Genomic DNA, 22510 nt, shown 5'->3' on the forward strand with positions numbered 1-22510 from the left:
TGTGATGCCCAAGTATTGCCAGGCTTTTTATCTGTCTTTACCGTTTTATGGCGGCTGTATGCGGGAGACCTTCGGGTCTGCCGATAAGCGAACACCGTTCGAATGCGGGAGGAGCCTTGCTCCTTCCTACATTTAAACCGCACCAGCCCCGGCAATTTGCGGATACCGAGCCCGAACTTCGCGCAGAAACTTACTCGCACTGGTCTTGAGCCATTCAATCAGCCGAGCGATATCCGGCTCTAATTGCCGCCCGTTTCGACAAATGATGTAGTACGCCGCTGGCGATATCATCGCGGGGCTTTTCAACGCAACCAACGCGCCGTCTTCCAATTGGTCGTATACCAACGCAGTCCTGCCCAGTGCGATGCCTGTGCCCTTCACCGCCAGGCTGATCGCCAGGCTCGAATCCGGAAATCGCGGCCCATGGTGATAAGGCGGCGCCGCCAGCCCCTGAAACGCAAACCAGCTTTCCCACCCCGGACACACCTGATCGTCCACCCGATGAATCAGCGGGTACCGGGAGACATCCTCCAGTGAAATATCCCCCTTCAACCGTAGAAATTCCGGCGAGCAAACGGGAAATACTGCGTCGCACATCAGCAGTTCAACATGATGATCCGGATAATCGCCGTACCCCATCACCACCGCGACATCGTATTGATGAGCTTCCAGGCTGGTGCTGTTCATATCGGCGCTAGTCAACACCAGATCAAGGTTGAACGAGGCCTCTGTGTGCGACCCATGCATCCTGGGGATTAGCCACGTCGAACAGAGAGAAGACGTGCATGAGAGGTACAACGGTCGGGATTTGCCGGGGTTGAGAGATTGCAGTACCCCATCCAGCGCCTTGAAAAAACCATCGGTAACCGGCAACAAGGCTTGCCCCGCCGGCGTCAGCTTGACGCCGCGTGAATGCCGCTCAAACAACTGCACGCCCCACCATTCCTCCAGGCCCGCAATTTGATGACTAATGGCGCTGGCAGTGAGGTTAAGCTCAGACGCCGCACGCGCAAAACTACCGGTTTGCGCAGCGCTGACGAACGCTTGAAGCATCGGTGTGGGAGGCGGACGCTGAGCCATCAGGTGCTCACTTTGATCAAGATGATCCCGCTAACAATGACGAATGCCGACAGCATCCGTCGCCAGCCGAACCGTTCATGAAAAAACAGCGCGGCAATAATGGCGCCGATAATAACACTGGTTTCCCGCAGCGCTGAGACCTTGGCCACCGCGTCCAGCGACAACGCAAACAACACCAGTGCGTAGGACGCCAAGTAAAAAACGCCGCCTAATAGGCCGACTCGCCAATGCCCACGTATGGCTTGAGCCAAAGCCGAGCGCTCTTTGGAAAATGCCAGCAGTGGGATCGGAATACTCTGGAACACCGTCAGGTAGATGATGTACTGCAGCACCGTCTCGCTGGCTCTTACACCTTTGGCGTCCACTACCGTGTAAGACGCGATAAACGCTCCAGCGCACACCGCCATCAGGATCGGCTTGAACATCTGCGCCGTCATCCTGCGCACGAAGGTCAGGCTGATAATTCCCACACATATCAGCGACACCCCCACCAGCGCCTGAAGTGACAACTGTTCATGCAGCAGAAAGTAGGAAAACAGCGCGACCAATACCGGCGGTACCCCACGCATCACCGGGTAAACCTGACCGAAGTCACCCGTTTCGTACGCTTTGACCAGAAATAACCGATAGACCGTATTGAGTATCACCGAGACGAGGATATAACCCCCTACCTCCAGGCTCGGCACACTGACAAGAGGCAACGCCAGCAGGCATATCACCAGCGCGGAGCCATCCACCATGGCCAAGGTCATGAAGCGACTGCTACCGGCGCGGACTACGGCGTTCCAAGTGGCGTGCATAAAGGCAGAGATCAGGACCAGCGTGATCGCGATATCGGAGTTGTCCATGGGGTTCGGCTTATGGCGGATAGTGGGGGGGATGTAAGTTATGAGCATCGGTGCATCATTGTTTGCGTAACCACATCCGTAGCATGTAGCGATTTAGATCGTTCAAGGATTCCGCATCATCAATCACGCAACGTGGAGTATTCATATCTATAAAGTGCGTACGGGTGTGGAGAAACTTGTTATCGGCTGAAATGAGTACCTGCCCTGGTTCCAGCAACACTCGATGCTGAACCGATGACTGATCGAGAACGGTGTCCAGAAAGTCTAGCGCTTGGGATTGGGCCACTGTTAACGGCACTCCCGCCTTAAGGTGAGCGGACTCAATGTAGACGCGAAAATATCTGATCAGCGGGATACCCTCATTGGAAAAGCTCAGAATAGGTGCTTTGAACAACTGTTCCTCATCTGACATACCGCGGTTTTCAAAAAAGAAGTCGCACTTAAGCTCTTCCAATATTTCTGGAAACGCCATCAGCTCTGCGTATACCGCGCTTGCATCAATCAGAATGCTCTCACCTCCCAAAAGCAAAAGCGCTTTTTGTCCGCAAGCCAAGATCAAGTAATCGATAGGCAACGGGTCGCTCACTCCATCGTTGTGCACATAGGCACCTTGGCGGGTTTGATGGTATCTCGCACCTTCCTCAATGCTCTTACCGCCTCTGTCATAAACCTCAATCACCTTGTGACCGAGATGGTTTTGCACCATTGGCACACCGAGTAGAGATCCAAATGTCCATATCAGCGATTTGAAACTTGCAAGTTTGTCGACCTTAAAACCATCAAGAATCAAGACATGGCTTTCATGATCGACCATGGTTCGGATTCTATCTAGCTCCTTATTCAGGACGGGTAATTGTAGAGGATTGATGTGCGCGGCTTTGGTATCGAATCGAACTCCCTTACGCTCAGACTCGAACAACTCTCTTGCGCTCAACAGCTCGTCAAAAGCAATGTTTGAAAGTCTAGCTTTAGAAACTTCCTGGCGGAAATTACTGACGTTTATGCTCATCGCAGTCCTTTACGGTGGTTAGTTGGCGCGGCCATTTAACTAAGCCCACCCTTTGCGAAAAAGCGAAACCTCGTCAGCCTAGCCATCAAGATTCGTCATGACAGACTTCTCCTACAGGAAACATACTTGACGGTCTTTGCTGAGATACGGTGATGGTGCCTCAACGCAGGCGATGACACCGGGCAGCTAAGCGAACACTGTAGCAAGGCACCGCAAAACCCACTGTGGGAGCTGGCTTGCCTGCGATGGCAGTGTGTCAGTCAGTACATCGCGTACTGATACACCGCGTTCGCAGGCAAGCCAGCTCCCACATTTTGACTGCATTTCAAATTGAATTCGCTCAGCCCGCACTCACCACGATCGACACTCGCCGATTCTCGGTGCGCCCTTCAGCGGTGTCATTGGAGACCACCGGTTTGCTACTGCCCAAGCCGCGCAGCTGGATGTTTTCTTCTTTCATACCCACGCCGGTCAGCACCGTGGCCACGCTTTTGGCACGGCGCAGGGACAGCTGCTGATTGTAGGTTTCCTTGCCAGACGCATCGGTGTGGCCATCGACGCGAACGCGTTCGATACCTACGCCAAGCAGGGCCTTGCCGATACGCTGGACGATGTCGGTGCTGGGTTGGTTGAGGGTCTCGACATCGCTGCCAAACAGCACTTTGCCGGACAGGCCGAATGACCAGCCTTCGTCGGTCATTTCAAAGCCTTGCTGCTTGAGGACCGCGACCTGCGCTGGGGTCAGGCCTTTGGGTGGGGGCGTCTGACAGCCGCCGAGGGCGAGCAGTGCCATCAGCAGGGTGATCAACATGAAACGTGCGGTGGTGAACAAGGGGTCAACTCCTGTGTTGAAGATTGACGGCGGCGTGCTCCGACTCCGCCGTGTGCTGGCCGCCCGAAGACAGGCGCTTGGCCTGGTACATCGCCGCGTCGGCCGCATTGAGCAGGGTGCCGGGGGTGGCACCATGATCGGGGTAGATGGCGATGCCGATACTCAGGGAGGTCAATACCTCGGTATTGCCGGGCACGGGGATCGGCAGGTCCATGCTGGCAATGATTTTGTCGGCGATACGCTCGGCGTCTGCCACCGTGTGCAACGGCGCCAGCAGGATGGCGAACTCGTCTCCCCCCAGGCGCGCCACCAGGTCATCTTCACGCAATTGCGCACGCACACGCTGGGCGACGGCCACAAGGACGGCATCGCCGGCGGCATGGCCAAAACTGTCATTGATCTCTTTGAAGCGGTCGCTGTCGAGATAGAGCACCGCCACCTGTTCTTTGACTTTGGCGGCGCTGCGCAGGGCGCGAATCAGGCGGCCTTCGAAGAACGCCCGGTTGGGCAAACCGGTGAGGCTGTCGTGATTGGCCTGGTGGGCGAGGAATTCGTTTTCGCTCTGCAGGTGGCTTTGCCAGGCTTCCATCTCGCCGAGCAAGGCATTGAAGTCACTGCCCAGGCTGTCGAGCTCGGCGATTTGCGCCGGCGGTACGCGGCGATCGAAGTCACGCTCGCTACGAGCGGCGTGGGCCACGGCGGCAAGGCTTTGCAGCGGGCCGGTGATGCCCCGCAACAAGCGTCGCGCCAAATGCAGGGCAACCCACGCGCTGAGGGCGGTGCAGATCAGGATGCCAGCCAGACCACTGAGCAGGAAGCGCAGCAAGCTACCGCCGTGGCCAGTGAGAAGAATGCTGCCGACGGCTCGCCCTTGGTGGAGGATCGGCTGGCTGATGGGTTGCTCGAGCAGGGTATGCGCCAACTCCAGCTCAACCCGCGACAGCATGCCGGTTTCCGGGCGCACCCACTGAGCCAGCAACTTGCCATTGGCATCAAGGACTTCAGCCTGGGCCACCTCTTCGGTGGAGGCAATCACGCTGAGGGCCTCGGTGGCCGCCGCACTGTCGTTGAACACCACCGCTGCCTCAACGGTATAGCTGATAGAGCGCGCGATCAGGTGCAAGTTGTGTTCGGCATAGACCCTCAGCGCCAGCACGCCGAGCAGCGTCAGGGAAACACTGGCCAGAATCACCGCCACCAGCGCCAGGATCAGGTGCCCCCGGCCGATGACCGAGCGTAGCGTCGGTCGCACTTTATCGGCCTTCATGGTGCGGGCGCTCGGCGACGTGACAACTGCAACACGCTGGGGTGAATACGTACGCCACTGCGGGCGACGGAGTCGAGATTGACTTCGAATGACACTTGCTCATCACTCACCCGCAGGCAGAACAGGCTGCCCACGGTGCACTGGTCGCCGCCTTCGCTGATGCTGAGCACCGGGTGGCCGATCAATGAGGTAAACAGCTGGCTGCGCTCATCGGCACTGAGTTTGCCGATGTACACCGCATCGCAGGCGTCGACGATATCGGGATGGCTGGCCAGCAGGCGTTGCACAACGACCGGACGGCCGGTGGCCTGGGTCGTGCCTTTGACCAGGTCGTCGGTGTATTGGGTCGGGCCGACGATACACAGGCGCAATTGCGCAGGCTCTACCGGCCAGCGCGCATAACTGAGGATACCGAGCACCACTTGGGTGACCGCTTGGGCACGGTGGGCGGCAAGGTCAATGGGCTCGGGCGCCTGGGCGAAGACGCGTGGTGCGAGCACGCACAGGGCCGCCACCAGCAACATGCGTCTCCAGCTCAAACTGCGCTCTGTGGGCGAGACAGCCACGTTCATGCAGCGATACTCTCAGTTTTTTTTCAGATGATGCCGCAACGATAGCACAGTGGTGGAACCCCTCAGCGGAATGGGTCTTCACGTGGCCCGCTATTTTTTCAGAAAAATCAGACGCCTGAATAAGAAATATTACATGACCTGTCACTCAGTTTTTTCTGATTCGTGCCCCAGCTCAAGCATCAGCCCACTCAAGCGCTTGACCTTGCGCCTTACCGCTTCTTCAAACACGCCGCCACGCGGTTCGATCAGGCTGAACCAGCGCTTGGCCCGGGTGATGCCGGTGTAGATCAGTTCTTTGGTGAGCACCGGGTTGAGCGCATCCGGCAGGATCAATGCCGTGTGGATGAACTCCGATCCCTGGGATTTATGCACGGTCATCGCGTACACGGTTTCCACATCATTCAGGCGGCTGGGCAGCACAAAACGCACGCCGCCCTGGCCATCGTTACGTGGGAAGGCGACACGCAGTACCTGCGGGCCGCCATCGCTTTCGGGCAATTTGAGGGCGATGCCGATGTCGCCGTTCATCAAGCCCAGGCCGTAATCGTTGCGGGTCATGAGCACCGGGCGGCCTTCGTACCATTGCTCGTCGCCCTCGACCAGCCGCACCTTGCGCAAGGCTGCGGTGATGCGCAGATTCAGGCCTTCCACACCCCAAGGGCCTTTGCGTACCGCGCAGAGCAGTTGGAAGGCATCGAAGGCTTGCAGCAGTTGTTGCGCCCAACGGGTCCAGGCGGGGGCTTCGCGTGGGGTGTCGGGAGATGGACGCGCGCTTTGCAGCAGGTTGAGGTAGTAGCGATAACCTTGGGCGCCGTCGCTGCCCTGCCCGTCCAGGACCAGGCGCTCGAGGGCGTGGTCGTGCTCGCCCTTCAGGCTGACGCAGAACAGGTCACTGTGGCTGCGTGCCGTCAGCAGCTTACGGGCTTCTTCAGCATTTTGCTGGTTGACCCAACGCGCCAGTTGGCCGATGCCACTGCCTTCGCCGAAACGGCGTGAGTAACGCAGCATCACCACTTGCTGGGCCAGGGGATGGCTGCCGTCGAGGTCTGCCTGCAGGCCACTGGTGCTGAGGTCTTCGCCACTGACGGCTTGCAGCCATTGGCGGGTCTCGGCGCTGTAGAAGCCGGCTTCCGCGTCGCGGCACAAATCACCGAGCACGGCACCCGCTTCTACCGAAGCGAGTTGGTCCTTGTCGCCCAGTAGCACAAGCCGTGCATGGGGCGGCAAGGCGTCGAGCAGGTTGGCCATCATTTCCAGGTCAATCATCGAGGCTTCGTCCACCACCAGCACATCCAAGGGCAATGGGTTGCCGATGTGATGACGGAAATGCCGCGTGCCCGGGCGACTGCCGAGCAAGCGGTGGACAGTGGTGACCTGAGTCGGGATCTTTTCCTTCACGTTGTCCGGCACTTTCAGCGACAGCACTTGCTGGCTGATGGACTCGGTGAGGCGTGCAGCGGCCTTGCCGGTGGGCGCAGCCAGGCGAATGCGCAATGGGCTGCCGGTTTCCACCGCCGGCGCCTGCAACAGCGCGAGCAGGCGCACCACGGTGGTGGTCTTACCGGTGCCGGGGCCGCCGGTGACGATGCTGAATGCTCCGCGAGTGGCCAGGGCGCAGGCGAGCTTTTGCCAATCGATCACGCCGTCAGGCGGCGGCTGGTCGAACAGGCTGTCAAGGCGCTGCGACAAATCGGCGGCGACGCTTTCCTGGGTGGCGAGCCGCAGGCGCAAGGCGGTGTCGATACGTCGCTCGTAGGTCCAGTAGCGGCGCAGGTACAGGCGTTTGCCGGACAGGACCAATGGGCGACTCTGGGCGGCTTCGCTGCCATCAACTGCCAACGCGACTAGATGGCTGGCGGCCAGCGTGTGGCACCAGTGGGCGCCGTCGAGGCCGTCGAGCAACTGCGACGGCAGCAGCATGGCGCCGGTTTGCAGGTCGCCCTCAGGCGGCAACGACAGGGCGAAGTCCGGGGCTTTGAGCGTTTCGAACAAGTCGAGGCAGACGTGGCCATGGCCCAGTTGATGGCTGGTCAGCGCAGCAGCCAGCAGCACCAGCGGGTCAGCGTGCGGATCAAGTTCGTGCAGGAAGCCGACGAAGGCTTTGTCCAGGGCGCGCAACCAACCGCGATCCACCCAACGCTCCAGCAGCTGCACCAGGTCAGTGGCACGGCTGAGAGGCATCAGGTCCTCGAGCGGTAACGGCGACAGGTTCATAGCAGCACTCCTTGTTCCCAGGCGGGCTCAACCTTGGGCGGGAGGGTCTTGCCCTGGAACAGCAGGTCCAGGCCTTCGATCAGTTCCCGTGGTGGCCGGGTGAAATACGCGCCCTGGCTCACGGACTGGGTGCCGCGCAGGAATAGGTAAAGCGCACCGCCGACATGGCGGTCGTAGTCGTAGTCCGGCAGGCGCGCCTTGAGTTGGCGGTGCAGGGCCAGCAGGTAAAGTACGTATTGCAGGTCGTACCGATGCTCGAGGATCGACTGTTCCATGGCGTCCTGTGTATAGGCCGAATCGTCGGGGCCGAGCCAGTTGGATTTGTAGTCGGCCACGTAATAGCGGCCGTCATGTTCGAACGTCAAATCGATAAAGCCCTTGAACATACCGTTGAGCAACACGGGTTCGGCGGCGACGCGGGAAACGCCGTTGTGGGTGTACTGGCACACCAGTTTGTCGAGGGCGAGTACGTCGACTTTATGGCTGGCGAACCAGAACTCCATTTCGATCTGGTAATGCTGCAGGCTTTTCAGGCTGACGTGATCGTTGTCCACAGGCAGCGCCGCTTGCAGCAAGTGGCCCAGCCAACTGCTGAGGGTGACGATCCAACCTTCCCAGTTGCGGCGATTGCAACGAGCCCCTACGGCTTTTTCGATAGCCTCGGGGGTGACGTTGAAGCCCTCCTCCCCCGCCCACTCCAGCAGACCGTGGAGAAAGGTCCCAGGGTTCGGACCGCGTGGGAACCGGTGAATGTCGCCGCCGGACGCCGCTAACTCGCGGGGAGCGTCGGGGTCGAGGCGTTCGTCATCGAACAGCTTTTGGGCTTGTGGGCTTTCCGGCGCTTCGAGACTGGCGGCACTCATGCTGTCGCCAATGCGCAAGGCGCTGTAGGAGGCGATCCACCAGTTTTCGGCCGCCTTGCGTTTGGGCAGCAAGGGCGCTCTAAGCAGGGCTTCGTCGCGCGGCGGGTGGAAGATGATGTCTTGCGCGTCGGGGACGTGGGCATAGTGGATTGCGGTGCAACCTTCTTGCAGATCCAACAACCAGCGCGCCAGACCCGTGGACTCTCCCAGCGATGCACCCGCGCCAAGCAAATAGCCCAACGCCGACAATTGCAACACGGAGCTATTGCTGTTGCCACGCTTGAGGTCGGCGATGCCGAGCCAGCACGCATGTTTGGCACGGGTCAGGGCTACATAGAGCAGGCGCAGATCTTCGGCCAAGCGCTCGTTGTCGGCCTGGTCGATCAACTCGGCGGTCGGACGCAGACTGACCTGCGACTTGCCGTGTTCATCATGGTAGTGAAGGGGCAAACGGCTGCCATCGACTGGTTTGGCTGAGCAGATGAAAGGCAGGAAGACCAAGTCGTATTCCAGGCCCTTGGATTTGTGGATAGTCACCACCTTGACCAATTGTTCATCACTTTCCAGGCGCAGGATTTGTTCCTCACCCGCCTGGCCCGACAGCGCCAGGTGTTCGGCCAAGTGGCGGATCAGCGCCTGTTCGCCGTCCAGTTCCGATGCGGCCTGTTGCAGCAGTTCGCTGAGGTGCAGCAGGTTGGTCAGCACACGTTCGCCGTCACTGCGCGCGATCAGGGTTTGCGGCAGTTTAAAATCGTGGAGCAGGCGACGCAGCATTGGCAGCACACCTTGGGTGCGCCAGATCACGCGATAGCCACGGAACTGCATGACGCGGCCTTCCCATGCGAGTTCGTCCTGGTTCAGGCGCTCCAGTTCCGGAAGTGACAGGTTCAGGGTGACGCAAGCCAGGGCAGCGCGCAGCGGGCGCTCAACATCCGGCTCGGCGCAGGCCTTGAGCCAGGCCAGCAGGTCGTGGGCTTCCTGGGCGGCGAAGACCGAGTCTTTGTCGGACAGGTACACACTGCGCACGCCACGCGCAGCCAGTTCAGCCCGCACGGCTTGAGCTTCCTTGCCGTCGCGAACGAGGATGGCGATATCTGACGGAAGCACGCCGTTGAAGCTCGCGTCCGGTTGTAGGAAACCGGCTGTGCCTTGCTGTCCGCCGTTGAGCAATTCAACAATCTGCGTGGCACAGGCGGCAGCCAATTGCTGACGGTAAACCACGTTGGAAACCGGCTGTTCTGTGGACAAATGCCAGAGGTTCATCGCCGGCAGCGTTTGGCCATTAACGTGCAATCGTTCCTTGCGGCCTTGGGACAGCACCGAGTGGAACGGCACCGGATTCTGACCATCCGGTTCGCGGAACAGGAACGCGCCACGGCCTTTTTCTGCGCGCTGGAACACGTGGTTCACTGCCTCGACCATCGCATGGCTGGAGCGGAAGTTGGTGCCCAGCGTGTGGTGGCGGCCGGTGGTGGACTGGCGGGCGCGCAAGTAAGTGTAAATGTCAGCGCCACGGAAGGCGTAGATCGCTTGCTTGGGGTCGCCGATCAGAAACAGGCCACTGTCGAGGTGGTTTTCTTCGATGCGGTAGATGCTGTCGAAGATGCTGTACTGCACTGGGTCGGTGTCCTGGAACTCGTCGATCAGGGCCACCGGGAATTGCTCGCGGATGACACTGGCAAGGCGCTCGCCGCCGTCAGCTTTCAGCGCGGCGTTGAGGCGGATGAGCATGTCGTCGAAGCCCATTTCGGCGCGGCGGCGTTTTTCTTCTTCGAAGCGTTGCCCCACCCAGCCGGCGGCGTGCTGCAACACAGCGGCCTCGGGCGTTGGCAACGCATCGAGGGCCGACTTGAGACCGGCCATGGCGTCGATGCCAGGATGCTGGGGCGGCTCGCCCTTCCAGGCTTCGGCCATACCGTCGGGCGTGAGGCGGGTGAAGCCAGTACCGATATCGAGTTGTTCGAGAGTGTCGTCAGCAGCCCAGGCGCCGATCTTTTCGAACCACGGCTCGAAATAACGCGCTTGCATCTTGCGGCCGTCGACGGCTTTGGCGGCCACGGCTTGCAGGCAGATGTCGCGTAGCTCGGCGGCCCATTGTTGCCAGGGCGCCTTGATGGTTGTCAGCGCTTCGCGACGCTCTTGCAGGCAAGCCGTGATCAGTTCGGCGGGTTCGCGGGCTTCATCGGTGGGCCGTTCGCTGCCGAACAGCGCGCGCACCCGTGGCATCAACGCGGCAGGGCCACCCCAGTTATTGCGCACCCAGTTGAGGGCGTCGTCGTGCATCGGGTAGCAGAACAGCCGCCAGTAGTCGCGCAGCACTTCGCCGAGCAGGTCGCTGTGGTCGGTCTCCAGGGTCTGGGTGAACAGGCTACCGCTGTCGAAGGCGTGTTCGCGCAGCATGCGCTGGCACCAACTGTGGATAGTCGAGACAGCAGCTTCGTCCATCCATTGCGCGGCGATGTCCAGGCGGTTGGCGCAGGCGGGCCACTGTTCGGGTGGGTACTCGTCGCGCAGATCAGCGATCAGGGCGTCAGGCTGTTCAATTTCTTCGCGGAAGAACCGCGCGGCCTCGGCAAGACGAATGCGGATGCGTTCGCGCAGTTCTTTGGTGGCGGCGTCGGTGAAGGTCACTACCAGGATTTGCGGCGGCAACAGCTCGCGACCAAAACCGGAGTCGTCGCCACCGTGGCCGAGGACCAGACGCAGGTAAAGGGCGGAGATAGTGAACGTCTTGCCGGTACCGGCGCTGGCTTCAATCAGCTGGCTGCCCTTGAGCGGGAAGGCAAGGGACAAAGGTTTGCGGGTCATGCGCCGGCCTCCTCACCTGTGAGTGAGCGCCATGGAGCGTTGATCAGGGGGCGATACAGGGTTTCGCACCAACCTTCGAATTCTTCGCTGGCGATGAGCGCGGCGTAGTCGGGGAATTGCCGGGTGAGCGCTGGGGTTTCGCGACGTTCGCCGTCGGAGGTCAGGGCGTCGCCTTCGTAGGCTTTACTGGCGGCCGCCTGGGCCTTGACGGGGTCGGTTTGACCGAGCCAGGCGAAGGCGGTTTTGACGGCCACGGGCAGCGGTTTGCTCATGCCTGTGTGCCAGGCGAGCAGCAGGTTGCCGAGGATTTCCTGTGCGATGGACTTATCCAGAGGCGGCAGGAGCAAGGTGTCGTCACTGGCCACCAAGCCGGTGCTTAACGGCAGGCCGCAAGCGCAGGCAACCACGTGATTGACCCAAGGGCGAATGAGGCGATGCCACTTGCGTGTCTTGATCGAGCCAATGCTGTTGGGGATGGTGGTGACGCTTAGCAGGCCGCCATCACTGCGTCGATGCAGACCGCTGATCCAGCCTTCCAATTGAACACCTCGATACTCAAAACTGACAGGTTCTGCGCCAGTATGCCGGGTGGGCCAAAGGGCCAACAATTGTTGATAGCGTTGCAGCAGGTCGGGCAACGGCTCGATCAATTCGTTGCGCAGGCATTCGCCGAAACCGACCATAGGCAACAGGCCACTGCCTTGCAGTCGCAAGGCCTGGGCGTGTAGGGCCTGCTCAAGATGATCGGGTTCAGTGAGTGCGGCGTTCAGCAGGCTGTCGCTTAGACTGTAGCGTTGCAGTGCGTCGAGGACGAAGGGTTCTTCGTCGGCCAACGGCACTTCGGCGGCTTCGAAGAATACTTTCAGACGTTGGCTGAAGAAGTGTTTGACTGGGTTGCGTAGGAAGTCTTGTAACTGGCCGAGGCTCAGGGGCTCGTCCTGTTTGTGCGGTGCCAGGTCGTGTTCTGTTGGGGTGGCGTCGCAGGCTTCGTGGAGCAATTGCCATTCGCGGGCGTAGCTGAATAGCGCGTCGCCCTCATGGAAGTAGCGGGCGCTGAACGGTTGCAGTGGATGCTCTTGGGTCATGGCTTCGATAAGCGCTTCATCGCTGTTTGCGTGACGCCAGCCGCTGGCGAGATGGTCGCGTAGTTGGCCGATCAGTACCGAGGCAGGGCGGTCGCTGTTGTCGCGGATGCTGCGGCCCACCCAACTGATGTAAAGCTGGTCACGCGCTGAAAGCAGGGCTTCGAGCAGCAGGTACCGATCGTCTTCACGGCGTGAACGGTCGCCGGGGCGGTAATCACTGCCCATCAGGTCGAAGTCCAGCGGTGGTTGGGCGCGGGGGTAATCGCCGTCGTTCATGCCGAGCAGGCAAACGAGCTTGAACGGGATCGCACGCATGGGCATCAGGGTGCAGAAATTAACAGCCCCGGCGAGAAAGCGCTGGGACAGGCGCCCTTGGTCCAGGCCAGCCAGCCAGGCTTCACGGACTACGGTGAGAGGTAACTCGTCTTGTAGGCCCACGGACTCGCAGGTTTCCAGCCAGGTCTCTCGGAGTTGTTCGAGTTGGCCCAACAGGTAGTCGTCGTGTTCGCTGCTCGGTAGGAAGAACAGTTGCATCAGGCGTTGCAGGCGTTCGCCCCACGTCTGCGGAGGCGCGGGGTGCGACAGGGCTTGATGGGCGTCACTGAGTGCGTCGAGCAAGGCGACCAGCGGGCCGATCAGGGCGGCGTCGAGACCACCGATTTCGTCGTAGGGCTCGATGCCGTCCCACGCGGCGCCGGTGCCTACGGCGTAACCGAGCAACATGCGGCGCAGGCCGAAACGCCAACTGTTTTGTTCCAGTTCCGTGGGCAGGCCCAGGCCTGCGCGCTGTTCGGCGTTGAGGCCCCAGCGGATGCCGGCGCCTTCAATCCAGCGGTGCAGTGTGGGCAGGTCGCGTTCCTTGATGGCGAAGCGTTCGCGCAGGGCAGGAACGTCAAGCAGATCGAGGATTTCGCTGACAGGGAAGCGGCTGTCGGGGAGTTTCAGCAGATGTTCGACGGCGATCAGCAGAGGGTCGCGGCCGCGCTGGCCTTGGTCAGTCAGGGTGAACGGGATGAAGCGCGGGTCGTTGCGCTCAAGCTGGCCGAACACGGCGCGGATATGCGGCGCGTAACTGTCGACGTCGGGGACCATGACGATGATGTCCCTGGGACGCAGCGTGGGGTCGGCGCTAAAACGTTGGAGCAGTTGGTCGTGGAGGATTTCTACTTCGCGTTGAGCGCTGTGGGCGATGTGGAAGCGGATTGAGGTATCTCGCTCCAGATCGACGGCAGGCCATAGTTCGCGGGTTTCATTGAGTGGGCGCAGTTCGAGGATATCGTCCTGGAGCTGATTGAGCAGCGTGGTGGGATCGCTGTCACTGAATAGGTCGATACGACCATCGCGGAACGCTGCACGGTAGCTGTTGGGGTCATCGTAGCTGTCCAGCAAGCTGATGTAGTCACGGCCTTGTTTGCCCCAGGCAGCCAGTAGCGGGTGGGCGTGCTGGTGCAGGGTTTGTGGATCGATAGTGACCGGCATGCCGGATTTACGCGCTTGGCGTTTGTATTCGTTACGCAGCAGGTCTTTGTCGGCGACGATGTCGGACCAGTGATGGCGACACGGGTTGTGTACGCAAAGCAGGACTTGGCTGAATCGTGCGAGCCCGGCAAGGGCTTCCAGCGCCTGTGCTGGCAACGAGGAGATTCCGAAAACAATGACTCGGGATGGCAGCCCTGGTGGGGCGCTCTCGAGCGTATTGATGCGTTCGATGAAGCGTTGGTGGACGCCTGCACGGCTTTCGGCCATGCCTTCTTCACCGACATCCAACAGCAGTGCGCGCCACAGTTCGGCTTGCCAGCAGTTAGCAGGATTGAGCGGTTTGGCGTCGCCCCGGCCGTTACGCAGTTGGTGGCGGCCGGCAGCCCAGTCTTCCAGCCAGTCGGCGCGGTAGACCTGGTATTGGTCGAACAAGTCAGCCAGGCGCTCGGCGAGTTGGTAGCGTTTACGCAGGTCGGTGTCGTGGGTGAGGAAGCGCTGCAACGGTTCGAAGTGCGGCTGATCGATAAGCTCTGGGAGCAGGCGCATCAGGCGCCAGGTCAGGGGGGCCTTGTCCAGCAGGGACTTGGGCGGGATTTCGTCACGGCCAAGCACCATTCGGTAGAGCTGCCACATGAAGCTGCCGGGCAGTTGCACGTCAATTGCGGCAGCAATACCGCAGCCGCCCATGTCATCCTCTTCCGGATCTTCAGCCAGGGCCAACTTGAGCCATTGAGCGATGCCGTTGCTTTGCACCAGGGCGATTTCGTTTTCCAGGGGCGCCAGGGGGTAGCGTCGCATCCAGCTGACCACCAGGCTGCGCAGTTCATCCAGGCGATTGCCGTGAACCACCATGAATCCAGCGCTGAGGGACGTCGCATCCGGCATAACGGCTTCCTTGGGAAAAGCAAAATCGAGGGTGCGACTTTAGCACTGTGGACAGTTATTGGCGGAATTGGGATGTTAGATGTCTTTTCGACCGCCCAAAACAAAACCCCTGTTCGCGTTAGCAAACAGGGGTTTCGGAATTTAATCTTGACGATGACCTACTCTCACATGGGGAAACCCCACACTACCATCGGCGATGCATCGTTTCACTACTGAGTTCGGGATGGGATCAGGTGGTTCCAATGCTCTATGGTCGTCAAGAAATTCGGGTACTGAGTCGTGGCCAGATGGCCTCGCTTCAGCAAATTGGGTATGTGACAGCTTTCGGTGTTTTCGTGAGATCGAACTTTCGGTTCTATCGTCTTCACACACCGCAATCTGATGCTCTTTCGAGTAGTCAAATTGCTTGGGTGTTATATGGTCAAGCCTCACGGGCAATTAGTATTGGTTAGCTCAACGCCTCACAGCGCTTACACACCCAACCTATCAACGTCGTAGTCTTCGACGGCCCTTCAGGGGACTCAAGGTCCCAGTGAGATCTCATCTTGAGGCTAGTTTCCCGCTTAGATGCTTTCAGCGGTTATCTATTCCGAACATAGCTACCCGGCAATGCCACTGGCGTGACAACCGGAACACCAGAGGTTCGTCCACTCCGGTCCTCTCGTACTAGGAGCAGCCCCTCTCAAATCTCAAACGTCCACGGCAGATAGGGACCGAACTGTCTCACGACGTTCTAAACCCAGCTCGCGTACCACTTTAAATGGCGAACAGCCATACCCTTGGGACCGGCTTCAGCCCCAGGATGTGATGAGCCGACATCGAGGTGCCAAACACCGCCGTCGATATGAACTCTTGGGCGGTATCAGCCTGTTATCCCCGGAGTACCTTTTATCCGTTGAGCGATGGCCCTTCCATACAGAACCACCGGATCACTAAGACCTACTTTCGTACCTGCTCGACGTGTCTGTCTCGCAGTCAAGCGCGCTTTTGCCTTTATACTCTACGACCGATTTCCGACCGGTCTGAGCGCACCTTCGTACTCCTCCGTTACTCTTTAGGAGGAGACCGCCCCAGTCAAACTACCCACCATACACTGTCCTCGATCCGGATAACGGACCTGAGTTAGAACCTCAAAGTTGCCAGGGTGGTATTTCAAGGTTGGCTCCACGCAGACTGGCGTCCACGCTTCAAAGCCTCCCACCTATCCTACACAAGCAAATTCAAAGTCCAGTGCAAAGCTATAGTAAAGGTTCACGGGGTCTTTCCGTCTAGCCGCGGATACACTGCATCTTCACAGCGATTTCAATTTCACTGAGTCTCGGGTGGAGACAGCGCCGCCATCGTTACGCCATTCGTGCAGGTCGGAACTTACCCGACAAGGAATTTCGCTACCTTAGGACCGTTATAGTTACGGCCGCCGTTTACCGGGGCTTCGATCAAGAGCTTCGCGTTAGCTAACCCCATCAATTAACCTTCCGGCACCGGGCAGGCGTCACACCCTATACGTCCACTTTCGTGTTTGCAGAGTGCTGTGTTTTTAATAAACAGTCGCAGCGGCCTGGTATCTTCGACCGGCATGAGCTTACGGAGCAAGTCCTTCACCCTCACCGGCGCACCTTCTCCCGAAGTTACGGTGCCATTTTGCCTAGTTCCTTCACCCGAGTTCTCTCAAGCGCCTTGGTATTCTCTACCCAACCACCTGTGTCGGTTTGGGGTACGGTTCCTGGTTACCTGAAGCTTAGAAGCTTTTCTTGGAAGCATGGCATCAACCACTTCGTTAACTAAAAGTTAACTCGTCATCAGCTCTCGGCCTTAAGATCCCGGATTTACCTAAGATCTCAGCCTACCACCTTAAACTTGGACAACCAACGCCAAGCTGGCCTAGCCTTCTCCGTCCCTCCATCGCAATAACCAGAAGTACAGGAATATTAACCTGTTTTCCATCGACTACGCTTTTCAGCCTCGCCTTAGGGACCGACTAACCCTGCGTCGATTAACGTTGCGCAGGAAACCTTGGTCTTTCGGCGTGGGTGTTTTTCACACCCATTGTCGTTACTCATGTCAGCATTCGCACTTCTGATACCTCCAGCAAGCTTCTCAACTCACCTTCACAGGCTTACAGAACGCTCCTCTACCGCATCACTTACGTGATACCCGTAGCTTCGGTGTATGGTTTGAGCCCCGTTACATCTTCCGCGCAGGCCGACTCGACTAGTGAGCTATTACGCTTTCTTTAAAGGGTGGCTGCTTCTAAGCCAACCTCCTAGCTGTCTAAGCCTTCCCACATCGTTTCCCACTTAACCATAACTTTGGGACCTTAGCTGACGGTCTGGGTTGTTTCCCTTTTCACGACGGACGTTAGCACCCGCCGTGTGTCTCCCATGCTCGGCACTTGTAGGTATTCGGAGTTTGCATCGGTTTGGTAAGTCGGGATGACCCCCTAGCCGAAACAGTGCTCTACCCCCTACAGTGATACATGAGGCGCTACCTAAATAGCTTTCGAGGAGAACCAGCTATCTCCGAGCTTGATTAGCCTTTCACTCCGATCCACAGGTCATCCGCTAACTTTTCAACGGTAGTCGGTTCGGTCCTCCAGTTAGTGTTACCCAACCTTCAACCTGCCCATGGATAGATCGCCCGGTTTCGGGTCTATTCCCAGCGACTAGACGCCCTATTAAGACTCGCTTTCGCTACGCCTCCCCTATTCGGTTAAGCTCGCCACTGAAAATAAGTCGCTGACCCATTATACAAAAGGTACGCAGTCACCCAACAAAGTGGGCTCCCACTGCTTGTACGCATACGGTTTCAGGATCTATTTCACTCCCCTCTCCGGGGTTCTTTTCGCCTTTCCCTCACGGTACTAGTTCACTATCGGTCAGTCAGTAGTATTTAGCCTTGGAGGATGGTCCCCCCATATTCAGACAAAGTTTCTCGTGCTCCGTCCTACTCGATTTCATGACTAAGAGATTTTCGCGTACAGGGCTATCACCCACTATGGCCGCACTTTCCAGAGCGTTCCGCTAATCTCAAAGCCACTTAAGGGCTAGTCCCCGTTCGCTCGCCACTACTAAGGGAATCTCGGTTGATTTCTTTTCCTCAGGGTACTTAGATGTTTCAGTTCCCCTGGTTCGCTCCATACACCTATGTATTCAGTGTAAGGTAACCATCTTATGATGGCTGGGTTCCCCCATTCAGACATCTCCGGATCAAAGTCTGTTTGCCGACTCCCCGAAGCTTTTCGCAGGCTACCACGTCTTTCATCGCCTCTGACTGCCAAGGCATCCACCGTATGCGCTTCTTCACTTGACCATATAACCCCAAGCAATCTGGTTATACTGTGAAGACAACATTCGCCGAAAATTCGATAATACTCAAAACTGAGTAACTCACAAATTTTACCTTAGCCTGATCCGTTACCAGTGAAAGTAACGCTCAGTCTATCTTTCTATCACATACCCAAATTTTTAAAGAACGATCTAATCAAAGACTAGAAATCAACATTCACCATCATAACGATGGAATGCTCATTTCTAAGCTTTCATAACGTAGAAGCAGTAGTGGTGGAGCCAAACGGGATCGAACCGTTGACCTCCTGCGTGCAAGGCAGGCGCTCTCCCAGCTGAGCTATGGCCCCGTATTTCTACAGGCGTTTCCCACACAAAATTGGTGGGTCTGGGCAGATTCGAACTGCCGACCTCACCCTTATCAGGGGTGCGCTCTAACCAACTGAGCTACAGACCCAATTTCGGGCTGCTTCTTATCGTCTTCTTCAATGAATCAAGCAATTCGTGTGGGAACTTATGGAGCAGCTGATGTCGTCGATTAAGGAGGTGATCCAGCCGCAGGTTCCCCTACGGCTACCTTGTTACGACTTCACCCCAGTCATGAATCACACCGTGGTAACCGTCCTCCCGAAGGTTAGACTAGCTACTTCTGGTGCAACCCACTCCCATGGTGTGACGGGCGGTGTGTACAAGGCCCGGGAACGTATTCACCGCGACATTCTGATTCGCGATTACTAGCGATTCCGACTTCACGCAGTCGAGTTGCAGACTGCGATCCGGACTACGATCGGTTTTCTGGGATTAGCTCCACCTCGCGGCTTGGCAACCCTCTGTACCGACCATTGTAGCACGTGTGTAGCCCAGGCCGTAAGGGCCATGATGACTTGACGTCATCCCCACCTTCCTCCGGTTTGTCACCGGCAGTCTCCTTAGAGTGCCCACCATTATGTGCTGGTAACTAAGGACAAGGGTTGCGCTCGTTACGGGACTTAACCCAACATCTCACGACACGAGCTGACGACAGCCATGCAGCACCTGTCTCAATGTTCCCGAAGGCACCAATCTATCTCTAGAAAGTTCATTGGATGTCAAGGCCTGGTAAGGTTCTTCGCGTTGCTTCGAATTAAACCACATGCTCCACCGCTTGTGCGGGCCCCCGTCAATTCATTTGAGTTTTAACCTTGCGGCCGTACTCCCCAGGCGGTCAACTTAATGCGTTAGCTGCGCCACTAAAAGCTCAAGGCTTCCAACGGCTAGTTGACATCGTTTACGGCGTGGACTACCAGGGTATCTAATCCTGTTTGCTCCCCACGCTTTCGCACCTCAGTGTCAGTATTAGTCCAGGTGGTCGCCTTCGCCACTGGTGTTCCTTCCTATATCTACGCATTTCACCGCTACACAGGAAATTCCACCACCCTCTACCATACTCTAGTCAGTCAGTTTTGAATGCAGTTCCCAGGTTGAGCCCGGGGATTTCACATCCAACTTAACAAACCACCTACGCGCGCTTTACGCCCAGTAATTCCGATTAACGCTTGCACCCTCTGTATTACCGCGGCTGCTGGCACAGAGTTAGCCGGTGCTTATTCTGTCGGTAACGTCAAAACAATCACGTATTAGGTAACTGCCCTTCCTCCCAACTTAAAGTGCTTTACAATCCGAAGACCTTCTTCACACACGCGGCATGGCTGGATCAGGCTTTCGCCCATTGTCCAATATTCCCCACTGCTGCCTCCCGTAGGAGTCTGGACCGTGTCTCAGTTCCAGTGTGACTGATCATCCTCTCAGACCAGTTACGGATCGTCGCCTTGGTGAGCCATTACCTCACCAACTAGCTAATCCGACCTAGGCTCATCTGATAGCGCAAGGCCCGAAGGTCCCCTGCTTTCTCCCGTAGGACGTATGCGGTATTAGCGTCCGTTTCCGAACGTTATCCCCCACTACCAGGCAGATTCCTAGGCATTACTCACCCGTCCGCCGCTCTCAAGAGAAGCAAGCTTCTCTCTACCGCTCGACTTGCATGTGTTAGGCCTGCCGCCAGCGTTCAATCTGAGCCATGATCAAACTCTTCAGTTCAAACATCTTTGGGTTTTTAAGAAACCCTAAACTTGGCTCAGCAATCGTTGGTTACATCTTTGATTTCTCGCGGAGTAACTTGTGATGCTGATAATCTTGTTGACTATCAGTCTGACTCCACAAGCACCCACACGAATTGCTTGATTCAGTTGTTAAAGAGCGGTTGGTTAAGATCTTTCATCTCAACCGAGGCGCGCATTCTACAGCAGCCTCATTTGCTGTCAAGTGATTATTTTCAGAAGTTTTCGAAGAATTCTTCAACAACTTCAACCACTTGCGCTTCCGATCTCTCGTTAGCGGGAGGCGAATTCTACAGCGTTACACGCTGCTGTCAACACCTCTTTTTCTCCGCTTTCGACCGAGAGGATCGAAACGTTAATAGAGCCAAACAACGCTGCCCTACCAACTCCTTCTGGGCTTCGATCAACTGAAGCAACTCGCTGTCGAATCTCGCATAACTCTTTGTTTACCAAGGAGTTTTCCGTTTCGACTGCGCCGGAAGTGGGGCGAATTATAGACTTCCAGAATCTGCCGTCAACCCTTAATTACGCTTTTGTTGCAGAAAATGGTTTTTTCGCAATAAGGCGGGGGATCCGGCGCATTACAGGCGGTATTCGCAGCACTAAGAGCAACACACCTATAGAAGCATAGATAGCCCACTCCTTCAGATCAGCCCGCACAATCCACAGCATATGCAGCAAGCCGAGGCCAAGAATCACATACACCAGGCGATGCAGCTTCTTCCAACGACTCCCCAGCCGACGCTGACTATAACGATTCGACGTCACCGCCAATACCAACAGCAACAGGAACCCCAACGCCCCCACAATGATGTAAGGCCGCTTGCGCAATTCCACGCCCAACTGCGTCCAATCCAACCCCAGTACAAACACACAATAAGCAGCCAGATGGAGCACCACATAGGCAAAGCACCACAAACCCAACTGCCTCCGCACTGCTATCCACCCCGCCCAACCGCTAAGCTTCTGCAGCGGGGTCATCCCCAGCGTGATCAGCAACAAGATCAACGTACCCAGCCCCAGTCGATCGACCAGAACCTTGCCCGGATCAGGCCCGAGGGCGAAACCCCACGCCTCATACAGCCAATACAACGGCCATATCGCCGCAGCTATAAAGACGCCAATGCGCCAAACTGGATAGCGCATCAGTAGTTCTTCCGCAAATCCAGACCGGTATAAAGAGAAGCCACCTCATCGGAGTAGCCGTTGAACATCTGCGTTTCACGCACATTCGGACTGAACAGGCCGCTCGGCAGACGACGCTCCCGCGCCTGAGTCCAGCGAGGGTGGTCGACCGTTGGGTTCACATTCGCATAGAACCCATACTCATCCGCAGCGATGCTCTGCCAAGTGGTTTTCGGTTGCTCGCTCACGAGACTGATCCGCACAATGGACTTCACACTCTTGAAGCCATACTTCCAAGGCACAACCAAGCGTAGCGGCGCGCCGTTCTGGTTGGGCAATTCACGCCCATACATGCCAACAGCCAGGATCGCCAGCGGGTTCATCGCCTCATCCAGGCGCAACCCTTCTATATAAGGCCAATCGATCAAGCCGAAACTCGAACGCTGGCCCGGCATACTCTTGGAATCCTGAAGAGTTTCAAAGCGGATGTACTTGGCCTTGGAGGTTGGCTCAACCTGCTTGAGCAAGGCCGAGATCGGAAAGCCGATCCAGGGGATGACCATCGACCACGCCTCGACGCAGCGCAGACGGTAGATCCGTTCTTCCAATTGATACGGCTTCATAAAGTCTTCCAGGGCATATCGCCCCGGCTTGGCGACTTCGCCATCAATCACCACACTCCAGGGCTCGGTCTTGAGCGAGCCCGCATTCGCTGCGGGATCACCCTTGTCCGTACCAAACTCATAGAAGTTGTTGTAGTGAGTCGCATCCTTGAACGGCGTGATCGCTTCGTCCTTTACCGTAACTGCCTGCCATTGGGTACTCGGCAGCTTCTCGGCAAACCAGCTCGGCGCCCTGCCCGCTTCAACATCAGCATAACGTGAGGCTTCCTCAGCATTGGCCCAACGCGGCAAACTGCTGGCTGCGATGCCGGCAAGCGCACCACCAAGCAAGCTGCGGCGAGAAAGATAGAAAGATTCAGGAGTGACATCCGATTCATGGCAATCGGACGCTTTAGGCAACTTGATTAACATGGCAACTCCGCAGCGTTGGAGAACTGATG

At 57.6% G+C, this 22510-nt stretch carries 11 protein-coding genes, 2 tRNA genes and 3 rRNA genes; all 16 read right to left on the reverse strand.

Annotated elements, in window-relative coordinates:
• Nucleotides 1–132 precede the first annotated feature (132 nt).
• Nucleotides 133–1080 carry a LysR substrate-binding domain-containing protein gene (locus AB4O35_RS01275; protein ID WP_065945771.1) on the reverse strand — a complete coding sequence of 316 codons (948 nt, stop codon included), beginning with the start codon at nt 1078–1080 and terminating at the stop codon, nt 133–135.
• Entirely contained in the window at nt 1080–1928 is an 849-nt protein-coding gene (locus AB4O35_RS01280) for an EamA family transporter (RefSeq protein ID WP_065945770.1), read from the reverse strand. Before AB4O35_RS01280 ends, AB4O35_RS01275 begins: the two co-directional genes overlap by 1 nt.
• 55 nt (nt 1929–1983) lie before the next feature.
• Nucleotides 1984–2937, reverse strand: coding sequence for a TauD/TfdA family dioxygenase (locus AB4O35_RS01285; protein ID WP_065945769.1), 954 nt, complete (start codon nt 2935–2937; stop codon nt 1984–1986).
• Between the two features lie 340 nt (nt 2938–3277).
• Entirely contained in the window at nt 3278–3769 is a 492-nt protein-coding gene (locus tag AB4O35_RS01290; RefSeq protein WP_065874654.1) for an OmpA family protein, read from the reverse strand.
• A 4-nt stretch (nt 3770–3773) separates the two neighbouring features.
• Nucleotides 3774–5036 carry a diguanylate cyclase domain-containing protein gene (locus AB4O35_RS01295; RefSeq protein WP_065945768.1) on the reverse strand — a complete coding sequence of 421 codons (1263 nt, stop codon included), beginning with the start codon at nt 5034–5036 and terminating at the stop codon, nt 3774–3776.
• The gene (locus AB4O35_RS01300) at nt 5033–5608 is read right to left on the reverse strand and encodes a YfiR family protein (RefSeq protein ID WP_065874652.1); all 576 of its coding nucleotides are present in this window, start codon (nt 5606–5608) and stop codon (nt 5033–5035) included. Before AB4O35_RS01300 ends, AB4O35_RS01295 begins: the two co-directional genes overlap by 4 nt.
• A gap of 141 nt (nt 5609–5749) precedes the next feature.
• Nucleotides 5750–7822: an exodeoxyribonuclease V subunit alpha gene (recD, locus tag AB4O35_RS01305; RefSeq protein WP_460149463.1), complete on the reverse strand. Its 2073-nt coding sequence runs from the start codon at nt 7820–7822 to the stop codon at nt 5750–5752.
• The gene (gene recB, locus AB4O35_RS01310) at nt 7819–11493 is read right to left on the reverse strand and encodes an exodeoxyribonuclease V subunit beta (RefSeq protein ID WP_065945766.1); all 3675 of its coding nucleotides are present in this window, start codon (nt 11491–11493) and stop codon (nt 7819–7821) included. The genes recD and recB overlap by 4 nt, the downstream gene beginning before the upstream one ends.
• Nucleotides 11490–14942, reverse strand: a complete 3453-nt coding sequence (gene recC / locus AB4O35_RS01315; RefSeq protein ID WP_065874649.1) for an exodeoxyribonuclease V subunit gamma — start codon at nt 14940–14942, stop codon at nt 11490–11492. Before recC ends, recB begins: the two co-directional genes overlap by 4 nt.
• A gap of 145 nt (nt 14943–15087) precedes the next feature.
• Nucleotides 15088–15203 (reverse strand): 5S ribosomal RNA (gene rrf, locus AB4O35_RS01320).
• A 156-nt stretch (nt 15204–15359) separates the two neighbouring features.
• A 23S ribosomal RNA gene (locus AB4O35_RS01325) occupies nt 15360–18251 on the reverse strand.
• A gap of 249 nt (nt 18252–18500) precedes the next feature.
• Nucleotides 18501–18576 (reverse strand) — tRNA-Ala (locus AB4O35_RS01330).
• Between the two features lie 30 nt (nt 18577–18606).
• Nucleotides 18607–18683, reverse strand: a tRNA-Ile gene (locus AB4O35_RS01335).
• Nucleotides 18684–18765: 82 nt separating this feature from the next.
• Nucleotides 18766–20302, reverse strand: a 16S ribosomal RNA gene (locus AB4O35_RS01340).
• Together the 16S, 23S and 5S rRNA genes with 2 tRNA genes alongside form the textbook arrangement of a ribosomal RNA operon.
• A 545-nt stretch (nt 20303–20847) precedes the next feature.
• Complete coding sequence (gene msrQ, locus AB4O35_RS01345; RefSeq protein ID WP_065881619.1) at nt 20848–21468, reverse strand: protein-methionine-sulfoxide reductase heme-binding subunit MsrQ; 621 nt, start codon at nt 21466–21468, stop codon at nt 20848–20850.
• Complete coding sequence (gene msrP, locus AB4O35_RS01350; RefSeq protein WP_065875698.1) at nt 21468–22481, reverse strand: protein-methionine-sulfoxide reductase catalytic subunit MsrP; 1014 nt, start codon at nt 22479–22481, stop codon at nt 21468–21470. Before msrP ends, msrQ begins: the two co-directional genes overlap by 1 nt.
• Between the last annotated feature and the right edge of the window lie 29 nt (nt 22482–22510).

Source organism: Pseudomonas sp. H1_A03, from assembly GCF_054685145.1.

What these genes read in the sequence shown, in the direction of transcription:
- AB4O35_RS01280 (WP_065945770.1), bottom strand. Translation starts at nt 1,928, where the DNA reads ATGGACAACTCCGATATCGCGATCACGCTGGTCCTGATCTCTGCCTTT.
- recC (WP_065874649.1), bottom strand. Translation starts at nt 14,942, where the DNA reads ATGCCGGATGCGACGTCCCTCAGCGCTGGATTCATGGTGGTTCACGGC.
- recB (WP_065945766.1), bottom strand. Translation starts at nt 11,493, where the DNA reads ATGACCCGCAAACCTTTGTCCCTTGCCTTCCCGCTCAAGGGCAGCCAG.
- AB4O35_RS01295 (WP_065945768.1), bottom strand. Translation starts at nt 5,036, where the DNA reads ATGAAGGCCGATAAAGTGCGACCGACGCTACGCTCGGTCATCGGCCGG.
- msrQ (WP_065881619.1), bottom strand. Translation starts at nt 21,468, where the DNA reads ATGCGCTATCCAGTTTGGCGCATTGGCGTCTTTATAGCTGCGGCGATA.
- AB4O35_RS01300 (WP_065874652.1), bottom strand. Translation starts at nt 5,608, where the DNA reads ATGAACGTGGCTGTCTCGCCCACAGAGCGCAGTTTGAGCTGGAGACGC.
- AB4O35_RS01285 (WP_065945769.1), bottom strand. Translation starts at nt 2,937, where the DNA reads ATGAGCATAAACGTCAGTAATTTCCGCCAGGAAGTTTCTAAAGCTAGA.
- recD (WP_460149463.1), bottom strand. Translation starts at nt 7,822, where the DNA reads ATGAACCTGTCGCCGTTACCGCTCGAGGACCTGATGCCTCTCAGCCGT.
- AB4O35_RS01275 (WP_065945771.1), bottom strand. Translation starts at nt 1,080, where the DNA reads ATGGCTCAGCGTCCGCCTCCCACACCGATGCTTCAAGCGTTCGTCAGC.
- msrP (WP_065875698.1), bottom strand. Translation starts at nt 22,481, where the DNA reads ATGTTAATCAAGTTGCCTAAAGCGTCCGATTGCCATGAATCGGATGTC.